The sequence below is a fragment of the Kumtagia ephedrae genome, from assembly GCF_003012745.1.
Lineage (GTDB): Bacteria > Pseudomonadota > Alphaproteobacteria > Rhizobiales > Rhizobiaceae > Kumtagia > Kumtagia ephedrae.
In genome coordinates this window covers 327,861-343,834 of the sequence record NZ_PXYK01000001.1, presented here as the reverse complement: position 1 = coordinate 343,834, position 15,974 = coordinate 327,861, and the positions used below count along the sequence as shown (strand labels likewise).

Genomic DNA, 15,974 nt, shown 5'->3' with positions numbered 1-15,974 from the left:
CTCGCTCGAAGCGGGCTCCGCCTCAAGCCGTCATATGATCATGTCCTCCGCCGCCAGATAGTCCGGCGTATCCCAGAGCAAACCTACCTCTTTGCGGTACAGGCTGTCCTTCTTCAGTACGGCGAACTGCATTTCCCGCAGGCCAGGTTGCTCGAAAAGTACATGTCCGTTCCTGATGAGCATTTCTCGTGCTCTCGGCGGAGTCTGCACAATGTATGATTGCAATTCTCGCGCCAGATTTCCAGATGAAATCTTCTCGATCGCCAGTTTTTTCACCGCATCCCTCGACGTGTCGTCGATCGCGACGATCACCGGCTCCATCTTGCTTTCGATCATGCGGAATTTTTCGGCGGCGGCACGAAAGGCGAAGCTGCTGCCATCGAGGCTGAGGATGAAATCGTCAAAGATGTACTTGCTGTCCAGTCCCATGTCCCCCAGCCGCCAGTAAACCTCTTCGAAGAAGCTGCGAATGGCTTCGAGCGACTGAGCATCGCCGGAATGGCGATCCAGGGCACGGACGGTATCCTTGACCAGTGCCTTGATTTCCGGCGGGGGGTCGTATCCGACCGGCGCGAACACGCTGACGACGCTCTCGTCGCGCTCCCTTCGCCCTTCGCGGTTGCAGCGCCCGGCTGCCTGCATCACCTGGTCCCAGCCCGCCTGAGCCCGCCACACCCTGGGAAAATCCACGTCGACGCCCGCCTCGATCAGGCTGGTGGCGATCACCCGGCAAGGGTGTTTCGCCTTCGGGTCGAGCCGGGTGCGCACATCGGCGAGAATCTGCCGCCGGTGCGCCGCGCATTGTCGCGTCGTCAGGTGCACCAGCCCGTCGAGACCCGCCTGCTTCGCCTCCTGGTAGAGTTCCAGCGCGTGCTTGCGGCTGTTGACGATCACCAGCGCCTGGTCTTGGCTGCGCAGCGCCTCGACCAATGCCATGTTGTCCATGTCGCCGACGCGTTCGATCCTGGTCCGGCGCAGCTTGCGGGAAAGCTCCTCCGGGTCGGGCGCCAACTCGCGGCCTGCCAGATCCAGCCCGTCGGGAAAGCCCGGGCGGCCATCCGGCCTTTCCCTGCCCAGCGCAGGCTGCGTCGCCGTGCACAGGACGATGGTGCAGCCGAACAGCCGCGCCATGGTGTCCAGCATACGCATGCAGGGCTTCAGCAAATGGCGGGGCATGGTCTGCGCCTCGTCCAAAATGATGATCGAGCCGGCAATGTTGTGCAGCTTGCGGGCGCGCGATGTTCGCGCCGCGAACAGGCTCTCGAACAGTTGCACATTGGTGGTGACGACGACCGGCGCAGCCCAGTCCTGCATGGCGAGCTTCAGCCGGTCGCGGCTGGTGGGCGGCCGTTCGCCCTTCCGCCTGGGCCGGTCCTCCTCGTCGTCGATCGCGGAATGGTGCTCGAGGATGTGCTCGCCACCCAGCACCTTGCGAAAAATGTCCGCCGTCTGGTCGACGATCGATGTGAACGGGATCGCATATATGATCCGCCGGTGGCCGTGCGCCCCGGCGTGGTCGAGCGCGAAGCCGAGCGAGGCCAGCGTCTTGCCGCCGCCGGTCGGCACGGTGAGCGTGAACAAGCCGGGCGCCATCCTCGCCCTGCCGCGCACATGGGCGAGAATGTCGCGGCGCAGCCGATTGACCGTGCCGTCCGCCGGCATGGCGGCCATGTGGGCATCGAAGCGGGCGATGAAGTCCGGCAGCGACCTGTCGAGCGCGGGCCAATCCCGGTCGACCTGGCGGTTCTCGCGCTCGGCGTAGAATTTTTCGGTGTCCTTGAAATCGGCATCGACCAGGCAGGAGAACAGGAACCGCGTCAGCACGGAAAGATCGAAAGCGGCGGTCGCTTTCGCCACCCTCGCCGAGACGAACGCCGGCATCAGCCCGGACAGGCCGAAGCCGAGTTGCGTTTTCCACGCCGGGTCGAGCCGGTCCCGGTATTCCCGCACGCGCCGCTTGAAGCAGTGGCCGAATTCGTTGTGCTTGTCCGGCAGCCCGGCATGATGGCCGAGCACCGCGTAGGCGAGCAGCTCGGCCGTGCCCCGGTCCTGGCCCTTGGCCAGTTCCAGCAGCTTCGCGGCGCCGGCGGTCGAATGGTCGACGCGGATGTCCGCTCCTTCAAGCCGCCGCTGGAATTGCGGGTCGTATTTGCCGAGGTCATGGAACAGGCCGAGGACGCGGACCGCCTTCTCCATGCCGAATGGTCTTGCATTGGCGGCCGCCAGCTCGGCGACTCCCTTCAGATGCTCCGGCAGAGGCTGCCAGTCGCTTTTGTCGCCAGGTGTTCCTGAGTGAGCATAGAAGGTCATTTGTTCGGTACGGGAATGTATGCCGGGAAGCGATCATGAACATCGACGCATGGTTCCAGAGGACTGCTCCGTGAGGCAGCTGAACCCGGATCCGCTATATAGACAAGGCTATTCTCGTTGCGCATTCTCGAAATGCTCGTACGCCCTTGCTTGCAGCTCGCACCAACGTTCGGACAAAGCATTCGAATCCGCGATAAGTTCATCGGCCTTTATCCCAAGCTCCGCGCGCCAACGTCGCGCCGGCTCGGCAGCCGGGAAGTCGTGGCTTGGCCCACGCTACGAAAGGAAGAAATCCTTCGCCGGCAGCATCGGCGGCGCCGGCTCGCCCAGCGCTTCCAGGACCGAGATCTCGCAGACGCGGCAGAGCCCGTCCAGCGCGAGGTCGTTGGCTTCGGTGCCGAACGGGTCTTCCAGCTCCTCCGACAGGGCGTCGAGGCCGAAGAAGGTGTAGGCGATCAGCGCGGTGAACAGCGGCGTCGCCCAGCCGGTGGAAGCGACGAGGCCGAAGGGCAGCAGCAGGCAGACGATATGCGCCGTGCGCTGCAAGAGCAGCGTATAGGCGAAGGGCAGCGGCGTGCCGGCGATGCGTTCGCAGCCGGCCTGCAGGGCGGCGAGCGAGGCGAGCCTTTCGTCGAGGATGCGGTAGCCGATCGCGTCGATCTCGCCGGCCTTGCGCGCCGCGCCCACCTGCCTGCCCATCCGCCGCACCATCTCGTCCGGACGGTTGGCGTGGCCGGCAAGGCCGTCGGCCTCGGCGCCGATGAAGGTTTTGGCCTCGGCCGTCGCATCGACCCGGCGCAATTGCCCGCGCAGGAGATGGCAGAAAGCGAGCGCGTTCATCAGCAGCGCGCGATGCCGGTCGCGCTCCTCGATCAGCGCGGTGGCCGCACGGGCCAGGTTACGGATGTCGAAGACCAGCTGGCCCCACAGTTTTCGCGCCTCCCACCAGCGGTCATAGGCGGCGTTGTTGCGGAAGCCGAGATAGATCGACAGCGTGATGGCGATCAGCCCGAACGGCGCGATGCTGAAATCGCTCATGTCGAAGGCGAAATGGCGCACGACGGCGACCACCAGCGCGGCATAGGCGGCGAAACCGAGCATGTGCGGCAGGATGCGCGGAACGATCGAGCCGCGCATGACGAAGAACAGCTGGAAGATGTTGGGCCTGGGACGGACGATCATGGTGTTTTGGTGCGTCCTTCGAGGCTCGCCGCTCCAGTTTGCCCGCAAATTCGACTTGAGGTGAGGAAAGCCGTTTGCGGCGAGCCTCGATGGGTGCGCCGCAAGCGGGGCATCTCAGATGTCCAGTTCGTCGGCCTCGGCGAACTCGGCGCGTTCCTGGATGAAGCGGAAGCGCGCCTCGGCCTTGGTGCCCATCAGCGAATCGACGGCCGTCCTGGTGGCCTCCTCGTCGTCCAGCACCTCGACCCGCAGCAGCGTGCGCTTCTTCGGATCCATGGTTGTCTCCTTGAGCTGGGCGGCCATCATCTCGCCGAGACCCTTGAAGCGGCCGAGCTCGACCTTGCCGCGGCCGGTGAACTCGGTCTTCAACAGCTCGTCCTTGTGCGCGTCGTCGCGCGCATACATCACCTTGCCGCCCTGGCTGATGCGGTAGAGCGGCGGCACGGCCAGGTAGAGATGGCCGCCACGGACGAGCCGCGGCATCTCCTGGTAGAAGAAGGTGATGAGCAGCGAGGCGATGTGGGCACCGTCGACGTCGGCGTCGGTCATGATGATCACGCGGTCGTAGCGCAGGTCCTCCTCGCGGTAGCGCGAGCGCGTGCCGCAGCCCAGCGCCTGGATCAGGTCGGCGATGAGCTGGTTGGAAGCGAGCTTGTCGCTGCCGGCGCTGGCGACGTTGAGGATTTTTCCGCGCAGCGGCAGCACCGCCTGCATGGCGCGGTCGCGCGCTTGTTTTGCCGAGCCGCCGGCCGAGTCGCCCTCGACGATGAAGATTTCCGCGCCGGCGGCCGCCGTCTGCGTGCAGTCGGCGAGCTTTCCGGGCAAGCGCAGCTTGCGCACCGCGCTCTTGCGGCTGACCTCCTTCTCCTGGCGGCGGCGCACGCGCTCGTCGGCGCGCGCGATCACCCAGTCGAGCAGTTTTGTCGCTTCCTGCGGATTGTCGGCCAGCCAATGGTCGAAGGCGTCGCGCACCGCATTCTCGACGATGCGGATCGCCTCGACGGTGGCCAGCCGGTCCTTGGTCTGGCCGACGAATTCCGGCTCGCGGATGAACACCGACAGCATGCCGGCGGCCGAGATCATCACGTCTTCCGGCGTCACCACGGCGGCGCGTTTGTTGCCGACGAGGTCGGCATAGGCCTTCAGCCCGCGCGTCAGCACCGAGCGGAAGCCGGCCTCGTGCGTGCCGCCGTCGGACGTGGGAATGGTGTTGCAGTAGGAATTCAGAAAACCGTCGCCGCCGTACCAGGTGACGGCCCATTCGATCGAGCCGTGGCCGCCCTGCTTGTCGCTCTTGCCGGCGAACACCTCGCGGGTGACCTGGAACTCGTCGCCGAGTGTCGCGACCAGATAATCCTTCAGGCCGCCGGGGAAGTGGAAGACCGCCTTGTCCGGCGTCTTGTCCTTGTCGGCGATGAGTTCCGGCGCGCAGGACCATCGGATTTCGACGCCGCCAAACAGATAGGCCTTCGAGCGCGCCATGCGGTAGAGCCGCGCCGGCTCGAATTTCGCGCCCTTGCCGAAGATGTCGGCGTCGGGATGGAAGCGGATCTTCGTGCCGCGCCGGTTCTGCACATCCCCCAGCGGCTCCAGCCCGCCCTGCGGCACACCGCGGGAAAAGCGCTGGCGATAGAGTTTTCGCCCGCGCGCCACCTCCACCTCGAGAAGGTCCGACAGGGCGTTCACCACCGATACGCCGACGCCGTGCAGACCGCCGGAGGTCTCGTAGACTTTCGAATCGAACTTGCCGCCGGCGTGCAGCGTGCACATGATCACTTCCAGCGCCGACTTGGTCGGGAATTTCGGATGCGGGTCGACCGGGATGCCGCGGCCGTTGTCGGTGACGGTGAGAAATCCGTCGGCGGAAAGCTCGACCTCGATGAAGGTGGCGTGCCCCGCCACCGCCTCGTCCATCGAATTGTCGATGACCTCGGCGAACAGATGGTGCAGCGCCTTCTCGTCGGTGCCGCCGATATACATGCCCGGCCGCCGGCGCACCGGCTCCAGCCCTTCCAGCACCTCGATATGGCTGGCGTCGTAGCCTTCACTGCCGTCCTTGGTCACGACGGTCTTGCGTGCCGCCTGCACGATCGGGTCGATCGGGCGCGGAGCGCGGGCGGGTTGCGCCCCGAGATTGGCAAAAAGGTCGTTGCTGTCGTCCATCAGATTGTCGGTCAAGTGATTCGAGCCCAGTCCGATCCTTGCACGAAAAACCGGCGCCGCGACACTGGTTCGCGATTCGTTCGCGTTGCTGTGCGTGTCGATTGTGGCGCCGTCATGGTTACTCGACGGTTGACGCCACGGCGGCCGGTGTGCGGCGCTCTATAAGCACCGACAGGACGGCAACGGCAAGTCCCGCGGGGCAGAAGCTATTTTCCGACGCATGCCATCGAACAGGTTTCAAGACTGTCTCCTGCAGCCAAGCTTCATCCTCGCCACGCCCTGCATCGCAGTCTGGCCATTGAGAGAAAAGTGCGGGAAGCGGGGCGCGGGGCCGAGCCTCTCTAAGTAAAGTACGTGGCGCGGTGACCCGCGCCCCGCCGGCGTTCTTGCCCGTCCGCTAACCCGCATTCGCGCGACCTTCGCGGCTGGGGCCCGGGTCTCCAGCTCACGCCAGCCGCGCTACCGATTGCGCGACCGACCCGGCGCCGACGCTCCCTCCTGATACCCGGTGCGCACCAGATTCCCGCAGGGAGCGGCTTTCACGACCAAGTATGCGCGAAGTTGAAACGGAGGGGATAAAATTTTGCCCCTGAGCGACGCCCGTTGTTTCTTCAGCTTGGCGCGAGCCGGGCAAGTTCCGGGTAAGTGCCGGGGACAGTTTACTTTTTTCGGCCCGCGCGACTTCCGAACCGCTGCGGCTTTCTGCCGAAAGAAAGTAAACTGTCCCCTGCGGTTCCGCCTTGAGCATCGATCTCGCGGGGCGAATTTTCGACCTGCCGGCGGGCGTTAAATTTACCCCCGCTCTGCTCCGCTGCTATTCCGCCGCGCCGAGATAAGCCTCCACCGGCGGGCAGGAGCAGACGAGGTTGCGGTCGCCGGCGACGTTGTCGATGCGCGACACCGGCGGCCAATACTTCGCCGTCGTGTCCGGATCGCCGGCGGGGTAGGCGGCCTCCATCCGCGAATAGGGATGGCGCCAGTCGCTGGCCAGCGTCTCGGTTGCGGTGTGCGGCGCGTTGGCGAGCGGGTTGTCGTCCTTCGGCCATTCGCCCGACGTCACCTTCGCGGCTTCCCTGGCAATGGAGATCATCGCCGCGCAGAAGCGGTCGAGCTCGCGCTTGGGCTCGGACTCGGTCGGCTCGACCATCAGCGTCCCCGCAACCGGCCAGGACATAGTCGGTGCGTGAAAACCGTAGTCGATCAGCCGCTTGGCGACGTCTTCCACGGTGACGCCGGCGCTCTCCTTGAGCACGCGCGTGTCGAGGATGCACTCGTGCGCCACGCGGTCGCCGCGACCCTTGTAGAGCACCGGATAGTGGTCCTTCAGGCGGGTGGCTACGTAGTTGGCGGCGAGAATCGCCTGTTCGGTCGCCTGCTTCAGGCCGGCCGCGCCCATCATGCGGATATACATCCAGGTGATCGGCAGGATCGAGGCGCTGCCGAAGGGCGCGGCCGAGACCGGATGGCTGGAGCCCTCGTGGACGTGACCGGGCAGGAACGGCGCCAGGTGCTCCGCCACGCCGATCGGGCCGACGCCGGGCCCGCCGCCGCCATGCGGGATGCAGAAGGTCTTGTGCAGGTTCATGTGGCAGACGTCGCCGCCGATGTCGCCGGGCCGCGCCAGCCCGACCAGCGCGTTGAGGTTGGCGCCGTCGAGATAGACCTGCCCGCCATGGTCATGGATGAGCTGGCAGAGATCCTTGACGCCCTCCTCGAAGACGCCGTGCGTCGACGGATAGGTGATCATCAGCGCGGCGAGGTTGTCGGCATGCTGGGCGACCTTGGCGTGCATGTCGTCCATGTCGATGTCGCCGCTGTCGGTGCAGCGCACCACTACCACGTCCATGCCGGCCATCGCCGCGCTGGCCGGATTGGTGCCGTGGGCGGAGGAGGGGATCAGGCAGACGGTGCGGTGCGGCTCGCCGCGCGCCGCATGGTAGCGGCGGATGGCGAGCAGCCCGGCATATTCGCCCTGGCTGCCGGCATTGGGCTGCAGCGACACCGCGGCGAAGCCGGTGATCTCGGCCAGCCAGCGCTCGAGATCGTCGGTCATCGACCTGTAGCCCTTGGCGTGCTCCTTCGGCGCGAACGGGTGGAGATTGGCCACGCTCGGCCAGCTCACCGGGATCATCTCGGCGGCGGCATTGAGCTTCATGGTGCAGGAGCCGAGTGGGATCATGGTGCGGTCGAGCGCCAGATCCTTGTCGGCGAGCTTGCGCAGGAACCGCATCATCTCGGTTTCCGAGCGGTTCTCGTGGAACACCGGCTGCGACAGGAAGCCGTTGATCTCGCGGGCCTTGCCCGGCAGCAGGCGCCCGGCCTTCTCCGGAACGTCCGCGCCGAACAGGGCGGCAATCGCCTGGAGGTCGGCCTCGGTCGAGGTCTCGTCGAAGCTGATGCCGAGCCGGTCGCCGTCGATGGCCCTGAGCAGGCGTCCGTCCTTCTCGGCTTCCTTCGCAATGGCATTGGCCCGGCCGGGCACCTCGACGGTGACGGCGTCGAAACGCCTGTCGCCAAGCACGGTCACGCCCTTGGCCTTCAGGCCGGCGGCGAGCCGCGCCGCGAGGTCGTGCGCATGCGCGGCGATCGCCTGCAAGCCGTCCGGGCCGTGCCAGATGGCGTAGGCGGTCGCCATGTTGGCGAGCAGGGCCTGGGCCGTGCAGATGTTGGAGGTCGCCTTGTCGCGGCGGATGTGCTGCTCGCGCGTCTGCAGCGCCAGCCGGTAGCCGGGCCGGCCTTTCGTGTCGACGGACTGGCCGACCAGGCGGCCGGGCATCAGACGGGTCAGCCTGTCGGAGACGGCGCAATAGGCGGCATGCGGGCCGCCGAAGCCGATCGGCACGCCGAAGCGCTGCATGGAGCCGACGGCGATGTCGGCGCCGAGGCTGGCCGGCGTCTGCATGACGGTGAGCGCCAGCGGGTCGGCGACGAAGATGACGATCGTGCCGGCGGCCTTGGCCTCGGCGATCTTGGCGGCATGGTCGCCAAAGACGCCGAACGTATCCGGCCAGGCGACGACCAACGCCGCGGTGTTTTCGTCGACCACGTCGCCGTCGACCTCGATGCCGAGCGGCTCGGCACGCGTCTCGACCACCGCCCGCGTCTGCGGGTGCGGCTCGCCGGCGAAGGCGATGCGGCCGCGCTTCTCCTTGTGATGGCGGAAGGCGATGCCTACGGCTTCGGCCAGCGCGGTCGCCTCGTCGAGCAGCGAGGCGGAGGCGACCGGCAGGCCGGTCAGCTCCGCCACCAGCGTCTGGAAATTGAACAGCATCTCCAGCCGGCCCTGGCTGATCTCGGCCTGGTAGGGGGTGTAGGCCGTGTACCAGGCGGGATTTTCGAACAGGTTGCGCAGGATCACCGGCGGCACATGCGTGCCGTGATAGCCGAGGCCGACAAAGCTCTTCAGCACGACATTGGCCGACATTTTTTGCGCAAGCTCGGCCAGCGCCTCGGCCTCGCTGGCCGGTGCCGGCAGGTCGAGCGGACGCTCCAGCCGGATCCGCTTAGGGACGGCCTGCGAGATCAGGGTTTCGAGCGACGGCACACTGGTCGCGGCAAGCATGGCGCGGGTGTCGGCGACGCCGGGGCCGATATGGCGGGGGGCGAAGGCATTCTTCATGGTCATGGCGGCCATCCTGCGTTCAGCCGGTGTGTTTTTCGTAGGCGGCAAGGTCCATCAGGCCGTCCAGCTGGCTCTTGTCGGAAAGCTTCATCTTCCACAGCCAGCCATCGCCCGTGGCCGAGGAGTTGACCAGCGCCGGCTCGGACGAGAGCGATGCATTGGCCTCCAGAATCTCGCCGTCGGCCGGCGCGTAGACGTCGGACGCTGCCTTGACCGATTCGACCACCACCGCCGTGTCGCCCTTCTTCAAGGCGCGGCCGACTTCCGGCAGCTCGACGAAGACCAGGTCGCCGAGCTGTTCCTGCGCGTAGTCGGTGATGCCGACGGTCGCCGTGTCGCCCTCGACGCGGATCCATTCGTGGTCTTCCGTGTAGTAGATCTGCGGCATGGGCTCATCCTTTGCGGTAACGATGGGGCGTGAAGGGAAGGGGATGGACGTCGACGGGGATCTTGGTGCCGCGCACCTCGGCGAAGACGCGCGTGCCCGGCGCGGCAAGCGGCGCCGCCACGTAGCCGATGGCGACGGGATGGCCGGCCGACGGGCCGAAGCCGCCGGAGGTGACGCGGCCGACCGCCTGGCCGGTCTCGTCGGTCAGTTCGGCGCCGGCGCGCACCGGCTGGCGGCCGTCCGGCTTCAGGCCGACGCGCTTTTCCGCCGCGCCCAGCGCGATCGTCTTGTGCAGCGCGTCGGCGCCGACGAAGGTGCCCTGCGTGCGCAGCGGCTTGGGGATCGCCCACAGCAGCCCGGCCGCCACCGGATCGGTGTCTTCGGAAATGTCCTGGCCGTGCAGGCAGAGCCCGGCCTCGAGCCGCAGGCTGTCGCGGGCGGCGAGGCCGATCCACATGACGCGTCCGTCGGCGAGCAACTTTGCGGCCAGCGCCCGCGCGTCGGCCTCGGCCAGGCCGATCTCGAACCCGTCCTCGCCCGTATAACCCGACCGGCTCATGAACCAGCCCGGCTTCGGCTCGCGGCCGGTCATGAAGGTGAGCAAGCCGGTATCGATGCCGGCCCCGGTCAAAGCGGCCTCGGCCTCCGGTCCCTGGATCGCCAGGAAGACGCGCTCCAGCGGTTCCACCGTGCAGTCGAGCCCGGCGGCGAGCGCCTCGAGATGCGCGCCGTCCTTCTCCGCATTGCCGGCATTGGCGACGACCATGAAGCGGGTGGGGCCGAGCCGGGTGACGATCAGGTCGTCGATGATGCCGGCGGTCTCGGTGAGCAGGAAGGTGTATTTCGACTGCCCCTCGCTCAGCGCCTCCGCGTCGAGGGGGCAGGCCTTCGACAGCAGGGTCGCCGCGCCGGGGCCGGAGACCGCGATCAGCTTCATGTGCGAGATGTCGAACAGCCCGGCATGTTCGCGCGTGTGAAGATGCTCCTTCATCACGCCGGGCGGATAGGTCAGCGGCATCGACCAGCCGGCAAAGGCGCCGAAGCGCGCGCCGGCTGCCTGATGGAGGTCTTCGAGCGGAAGTTTCTTCTGGCCGACGTCAGTCATTGCTTCTCCAGAGCGCACGCGTCCGACCGTCGAAACGGTCCTATCGTGCCCCTCTGTCTGAAGCCTGAGAGACTCGCGCAGCCGGAACTCTGTCGGCGACGCTTACACCTTCGGCGCGGGGTTTTCGGCCCCGACTTTCCAGAGTGTCTACCCGGCGGCGGTTCTTTTGCCTGAGAGATTTCGGGCGGATTTCCCCTTCGGCGGCAGCGTCGCTGCTCTCTCCCGCAAACCGGTGAAGCTCCTTTCGGAACCTCGGACGACTCGTGTGTAGCCCAGCCCAGCGCTTTTGTCACGTCGCTATTGCACTGCAATATGTCGCGATGGGAACGCGGATGTCGCCCTCGGGATGACGGCGAGGCCCGGAAGGCCGACGCCGCCGTCCGAATGGATCAGTCGAATGCGGGTTGCCGCAACCGGGCGAGGTCGCCTTCGAGCCGCGTGATCAGGTGTCCGGTTTCCACATGCAGCAGCTTCAGTCGGTCGAGTTGCGCGCTCACGGCAACGGCGAGTTCGGAGGGATCGGGTTCGTCGGGCGAGGTTCCGATGCCGTGCAGTACCCATGACAGGCTTACGTTGAGCAGGCCGGAGAGCATGGTCAGCCGCCTGGCGTCGGGTTGCGAGCGGTCGCTCTCCCAGGCTTTCACGGTGGCCATCTTCACGCCGAGCCGCCAGGCCAGTTCCTTGACGCTGAGGCCGGTCGTTTCGCGGGCCCGCGAGAGCCGCCCGCCAATGGTGTCGAAGTCGGGAGTTTCGTCGAAAATGCTCGTGCTGTCCGGCACCCGGTGCACCTCCTTGCTGATCGTGGGGAGTGTCGTGCGAAGCGACGACGGTGTGCTTCAAACATGTCGGACCATGCCGGCATGCACAACCGCTTGATCGGGAATTTCGCGTAACCTGCTGTAAACAGGCCCGAAAAAGTGTCTCAGATGCCGCCGAACCAGTCGTAGCCGCGGTCCTCCCAATAGCCGCCCTTGCCGAAACCGATCGCGGCGAAGCTGTCGACCAGCTCGATGCGATGGATGTATTTCGGCATCTTGTAGCCGAGCTGGCGCTCGACCCGCACGCGCAGGGGCGCGCCGTTCTCCACCGGCAACGGCCGGCCGTTCAGCCCGTAGGCGAGGATGGTCTGCGGGTGGTAGGCGTCGACGAGGTCGATCGAGCCGTAATATCTGATCTCGCCCGACAGGCCGCGCTCGATCGTGTCCAGGCAGTAAAACACGGCGAAGCGCGCCGTCGGCCGCACCCGCGCCTCGTCGAGCACGAGCGACAGCGGCACGCCCGTCCATTTGGCGATGCAGCTCCAGCCCTCGACGCAGTCGTGCCGGGTGATCTGCGTGCGCGACGGCATGGCCAGCAACTGTTCGCGCGTCAGCGACAGCGGCTTTTCGACCGCGCCGGCGATGTCGAGCCGCCAGTCGGCGAAGTCGCGCGACAGCAGCTCCTTGTAGACGGCATCGTCGGGCGCGCTCACGCCGTTCGGCTTCTGCGGCTGGCGGATGTCGGCCTCGGAAAACTCCTGCGCCAGCGTGCGGCCGCCGCCGAGCAGCCTTTGGACGCGGTAGGTGAGGGCGTTGGCGCCCGCCATCACTTCGCGGAGTCGGCTATCGGGCGCGTCGAATACGTCGCAGCCCGGAAGCAGCAGGCTCGACGCGGCAAGGCCGGAACCGGTCAGGAATTTTCGCCGGCCGATGCTGAAGCGCGTCATCGTCGTCACCTCGGCTCTGTCGGCGATGCGGTCCGGGCAGGTGGATCGGCACGGTACCAGCCGGTGACGATCGAGCGCAGCTCGTTGAGGGGGCCGGCGGCCAGAATCATGGCCATGTGGATCATGAAGAAGCCGACCAGCAGCACCATCGCCAGGAAATGGATGGTGCGGGCCGTCTGCCTGCCGCCGAGCAGGTCTGGCAGCCACGGCATCAGCGCGTTGGCGGATGGCGACATGGCGAGCCCGGTGGCGATCATCAGCGGCAGCAGCACGAGCAGAACGCCGGCATAGGCGAGCTTTTGCAGCGGGTTGTAGGCGCGGCCGTGGTGGAAGCGCAGACGGATATGGTTCGCGACATCGCGCGGAAGCCCCGCCAGATCGGCCCGACGCGGCAGCAGGTCGCGGACGAGATGGCCGTTGAGCAGGCTGCCGATCAGCCACAGGAGCAAGCTGGCGACGAGAACCCACGCGAAGAAGAAATGCACCACGCGTCCGGTCGCCAGATCCTGCCCGGACGGGATGGTCGCCCAGGCCGGGAAGGCGCGTGCGGCGTCGCGTCCGTCGCGTTGCGAAAGCCCGAGCAGGCCGGTGGTGTCGAATCGCGCGCCAAGAATTTCGGTCACGCCGCGCCGGCCGGCGCCGGTGTCCTCGTCGAGGATCGCCAGAACCCGGTTGTCGAAGGCGAAGCCCGACTGATCGCCGACATAGAGTACCGGATGGGCGTTGAAGATCTGCAGGCCCGATAGCAGCAGGAAGAACAGGCTGATCGCCCAGGCCCAGTGCGTCAGCCGTGTCGACAGGGCCTGGCGATAGACGAGCGGTCCTTTGATGCCCCTCGCCGGGCGTCCTTCGGCGGTATCCGATTTCATGCGACCGGCCCCTGCGGGCGCGCCGTGGGCGCCCTTCATTCGGAGATACGAAGGGGTGATTGCTTCGGTTTCAACGAACGCCGCTCGCATCCCGCGCGATGCGTTCGACATTAGCTATGGGCTGGGCGCGAGCGACACGGCGAGGTTCACGGCGGCCGCCACCAGCACGGTGTTGAAGAAGAACGAGACGATGGCGTGCAGGATGTTGATGCGCCGCATCGCCGAAGTGGTGACGGCGACGTCGGAGGTCTGAGCCGTCATGCCGATCACGTAGGCGAAGTAGACGAAATCGCTGCCGCCAGGCTCCTTCGTGCCGGGAAAGTCGAGGCCGCGCCTGGCTCGCGGCCCGGTGGCGTCGTCTTCCCCGTCGGGCTGCCAGTAGAGATGCGCGTAGTGGACGGCCGCCATCATGTGGATGGCCAGCCAGCCCAGCGGCACCGCCGAAAGCGACAGCGCATAGAGCAGCGGGTCCGGCGCGCCGCGGGCATTGATGGTGAGGAACAGCGACGCAACCGCGACCGCAACCGCGCCCAGCGTGATGAGGAAGATGATCGAGACCGGAATGTCGTCGCTGGCGGCGTGGCGGCGCAGGTAGCTCGGGGTGAGGCGCGGCAGGCCGGCGAGCGTTGCCGCCAGGTAGGTGAGGAAGAACGCATTGGCGGCGATCGTCACGGCAAGCATCGGCGCGAACCGGAGCGCGATCCCGCCGGCGGCGACGGCTGCGGCCGCCGCCAGATAGAACCCCATGTGTTTCTTCAGCAGGAATGTCATGTCTGCGCCGCGGCGACGGCCCGGCGGCATTGCTCGTCCAGGGCGCTGAGGAAGCGCGAACGGTCCTGCCGGGAGAAGCCGGCGTTGAAACCCTTGCTCTCTCCGGTCTCGCGCAGATGCTGCTTCAGGTCGCGCATGGCGACCGCCATGCCGATGTTGTCGGGGGTGAACGGCTTTCCGGTCGGCCCGAGCACATGCGCGCTGCCGGCAACGGCGCGTGCCGCGAGCGGGATGTCGGCGGTCACCACGATGTCGTTGGCCTTGGCGTTGTCGACGATCCAGTCGTCCGCCGCATCCGCCGATTTCGACACGACCACATTGCGTATCATGGGATCGCGCGACGGGCGCAGGCCGCCGTTGGAGACGAAGGTGACGACGAGGCCGAAGCGCTCCGCCACCTTCACCACTTCCTCCTTCACCGGGCAGGCGTCGGCGTCGACATAGATCTGCGGCGCCTGCATGGGTTGGACCTCAGTAGACGACCACGCTGCGGATGCTCTCGCCGGCATGCATGAGATCGAAACCCTTGTTGATCTCGTCAAGCGCCAGCGCGTGGGTGATCATCGGGTCGATCTCGATCTTGCCGGCCATGTACCAGTCGACGATCTTCGGCACGTCGGTGCGGCCGCGCGCGCCGCCGAAGGCCGTACCCTTCCAGACGCGCCCGGTGACGAGCTGGAACGGCCGCGTCGAAATCTCCTGGCCGGCGCCGGCCACGCCGATGACGATCGACTGGCCCCAGCCGCGATGCGCCGCTTCAAGCGCCTGGCGCATCACCTTGACATTGCCGGTGCAGTCGAAGGTGTAGTCGGCGCCGCCGATCTGGTCGGCGCCGCGCTTGGTCAGGTTGACCAGGTAGGGAACGATGTCACCGTCGACCTCCTTCGGGTTGACGAAATGGGTCATGCCGAAGCGCTCGCCCCAGGCCTTCTTGTCGTTGTTCAGGTCGACGCCGATGATCATGTCGGCGCCGGCCAGCCTCAAGCCCTGGATGACGTTGAGGCCGATGCCGCCGAGCCCGAAGACGATCGCCGTGGCGCCGGCCTCCACCTGGGCGGTGTTGATGACGGCGCCGATGCCGGTGGTCACGCCGCAGCCGATGTAGCAGATCTTGTCGAAGGGGGCGTCCGGATTGACCTTGGCCAGCGCGATCTCCGGCAGCACGGTGAAATTGGAGAAGGTCGAGCAGCCCATGTAGTGGAAAACCTTCTCGCCGTTCAGCGAGAAACGCGAGCTGCCGTCCGGCATCAGGCCCTGGCCCTGGGTGGCGCGGATGGCCGTGCACAGATTGGTCTTGCGCGACAGGCAGGACGGGCACTGGCGGCATTCCGGCGTGTAGAGCGGGATGACGTGATCGCCCTTCCTGAGGCTGGTCACGCCCTTGCCGACATCGACCACGACGCCGGCGCCTTCATGGCCGAGAATCGCCGGGAAGATGCCTTCCGGATCGGCGCCCGACAGCGTGAACTCGTCGGTGTGACAGATGCCGGTCGCCTTCACCTCGACCAGCACCTCGCCCTCGCGTGGCCCTTCGAGGTCCACCTCCATGATCTCCAGGGGCTTTCCGGCGGCAACGGCGACGGCGGCGCGGGTTTTCATGGCGGAACCTCCGATTTCGATTTCGGCCCTTGGTGTCAGGATTTCGCGGACTGTTCAAGCGTCGACGGCGGTCCATGTCGCGCAGCAGCGCGAATCCGGGGTCCCGACCGCTCGCCGACAGCCCCATTGCGGGATGGGCCTCGCTCGATCGACCCGATCCGTCCGGGCCGCGAACGCCGTACAGCGGCTTGGTCAGGCGCTTGGCACGATTTGCAGGAGTTCCGGCCAAGACGTTGGCATATATGCCTTTTTTTTACCCG

At 66.6% G+C, this 15,974-nt stretch carries 12 protein-coding genes and 1 riboswitch; all 12 genes read right to left on the bottom strand.

Annotated elements, in window-relative coordinates:
• Window positions 1–30: 30 nt before the first annotated feature.
• Entirely contained in the window at window positions 31–2,310 is a 2,280-nt protein-coding gene (locus C7I84_RS01710) for a CRISPR-associated helicase/endonuclease Cas3 (RefSeq protein ID WP_106770400.1), read from the bottom strand.
• A gap of 276 nt (window positions 2,311–2,586) precedes the next feature.
• Window positions 2,587–3,492 carry a bestrophin family protein gene (locus tag C7I84_RS01705; RefSeq protein ID WP_106770399.1) on the bottom strand — a complete coding sequence of 302 codons (906 nt, stop codon included), beginning with the start codon at window positions 3,490–3,492 and terminating at the stop codon, window positions 2,587–2,589.
• 114 nt (window positions 3,493–3,606) lie between these two features.
• Window positions 3,607–5,655: a DNA topoisomerase IV subunit B gene (gene parE, locus C7I84_RS01700; protein WP_106770440.1), complete on the bottom strand. Its 2,049-nt coding sequence runs from the start codon at window positions 5,653–5,655 to the stop codon at window positions 3,607–3,609.
• A gap of 814 nt (window positions 5,656–6,469) precedes the next feature.
• The gene (gcvP, locus tag C7I84_RS01695) at window positions 6,470–9,274 is read right to left on the bottom strand and encodes an aminomethyl-transferring glycine dehydrogenase (RefSeq protein WP_245428283.1); all 2,805 of its coding nucleotides are present in this window, start codon (window positions 9,272–9,274) and stop codon (window positions 6,470–6,472) included.
• Between the two features lie 22 nt (window positions 9,275–9,296).
• The gene (gcvH, locus tag C7I84_RS01690; protein WP_106770397.1) at window positions 9,297–9,665 is read right to left on the bottom strand and encodes a glycine cleavage system protein GcvH; all 369 of its coding nucleotides are present in this window, start codon (window positions 9,663–9,665) and stop codon (window positions 9,297–9,299) included.
• A 4-nt stretch (window positions 9,666–9,669) separates the two neighbouring features.
• Window positions 9,670–10,770, bottom strand: coding sequence for a glycine cleavage system aminomethyltransferase GcvT (gcvT, locus tag C7I84_RS01685; RefSeq protein WP_106770396.1), 1,101 nt, complete (start codon window positions 10,768–10,770; stop codon window positions 9,670–9,672).
• Between the two features lie 148 nt (window positions 10,771–10,918).
• Window positions 10,919–11,005, bottom strand: a riboswitch (glycine riboswitch).
• Window positions 11,006–11,159: 154 nt separating this feature from the next.
• The gene (locus tag C7I84_RS01680; protein ID WP_106770395.1) at window positions 11,160–11,549 is read right to left on the bottom strand and encodes a helix-turn-helix domain-containing protein; all 390 of its coding nucleotides are present in this window, start codon (window positions 11,547–11,549) and stop codon (window positions 11,160–11,162) included.
• Between the two features lie 143 nt (window positions 11,550–11,692).
• Window positions 11,693–12,475 carry a molybdopterin-binding protein gene (locus tag C7I84_RS01675; RefSeq protein WP_106770394.1) on the bottom strand — a complete coding sequence of 261 codons (783 nt, stop codon included), beginning with the start codon at window positions 12,473–12,475 and terminating at the stop codon, window positions 11,693–11,695.
• Window positions 12,476–12,480: 5 nt separating this feature from the next.
• Entirely contained in the window at window positions 12,481–13,344 is an 864-nt protein-coding gene (locus C7I84_RS01670) for a cytochrome b/b6 domain-containing protein (protein WP_106770393.1), read from the bottom strand.
• A gap of 114 nt (window positions 13,345–13,458) precedes the next feature.
• Window positions 13,459–14,115, bottom strand: coding sequence for a DUF1345 domain-containing protein (locus C7I84_RS01665; protein ID WP_106770439.1), 657 nt, complete (start codon window positions 14,113–14,115; stop codon window positions 13,459–13,461).
• Window positions 14,112–14,576 carry a YaiI/YqxD family protein gene (locus C7I84_RS01660; protein WP_106770392.1) on the bottom strand — a complete coding sequence of 155 codons (465 nt, stop codon included), beginning with the start codon at window positions 14,574–14,576 and terminating at the stop codon, window positions 14,112–14,114. The genes C7I84_RS01665 and C7I84_RS01660 overlap by 4 nt, the downstream gene beginning before the upstream one ends.
• 10 nt (window positions 14,577–14,586) lie before the next feature.
• The gene (locus tag C7I84_RS01655) at window positions 14,587–15,714 is read right to left on the bottom strand and encodes an S-(hydroxymethyl)glutathione dehydrogenase/class III alcohol dehydrogenase (RefSeq protein ID WP_106770391.1); all 1,128 of its coding nucleotides are present in this window, start codon (window positions 15,712–15,714) and stop codon (window positions 14,587–14,589) included.
• Window positions 15,715–15,974 lie beyond the last annotated feature (260 nt).

Excerpts from the sequence above, each read along its gene's own strand:
- gcvT (WP_106770396.1), bottom strand. The coding sequence starts at position 10,770 with ATGACTGACGTCGGCCAGAAGAAACTTCCGCTCGAAGACCTCCATCAG.
- C7I84_RS01660 (WP_106770392.1), bottom strand. The coding sequence starts at position 14,576 with ATGCAGGCGCCGCAGATCTATGTCGACGCCGACGCCTGCCCGGTGAAG.
- C7I84_RS01655 (WP_106770391.1), bottom strand. The coding sequence starts at position 15,714 with ATGAAAACCCGCGCCGCCGTCGCCGTTGCCGCCGGAAAGCCCCTGGAG.
- parE (WP_106770440.1), bottom strand. The coding sequence starts at position 5,655 with ATGGACGACAGCAACGACCTTTTTGCCAATCTCGGGGCGCAACCCGCC.
- C7I84_RS01665 (WP_106770439.1), bottom strand. The coding sequence starts at position 14,115 with ATGACATTCCTGCTGAAGAAACACATGGGGTTCTATCTGGCGGCGGCC.
- gcvH (WP_106770397.1), bottom strand. The coding sequence starts at position 9,665 with ATGCCGCAGATCTACTACACGGAAGACCACGAATGGATCCGCGTCGAG.
- C7I84_RS01675 (WP_106770394.1), bottom strand. The coding sequence starts at position 12,475 with ATGACGCGCTTCAGCATCGGCCGGCGAAAATTCCTGACCGGTTCCGGC.
- gcvP (WP_245428283.1), bottom strand. The coding sequence starts at position 9,274 with ATGAAGAATGCCTTCGCCCCCCGCCATATCGGCCCCGGCGTCGCCGAC.
- C7I84_RS01710 (WP_106770400.1), bottom strand. The coding sequence starts at position 2,310 with ATGACCTTCTATGCTCACTCAGGAACACCTGGCGACAAAAGCGACTGG.
- C7I84_RS01705 (WP_106770399.1), bottom strand. The coding sequence starts at position 3,492 with ATGATCGTCCGTCCCAGGCCCAACATCTTCCAGCTGTTCTTCGTCATG.
- C7I84_RS01670 (WP_106770393.1), bottom strand. The coding sequence starts at position 13,344 with ATGAAATCGGATACCGCCGAAGGACGCCCGGCGAGGGGCATCAAAGGA.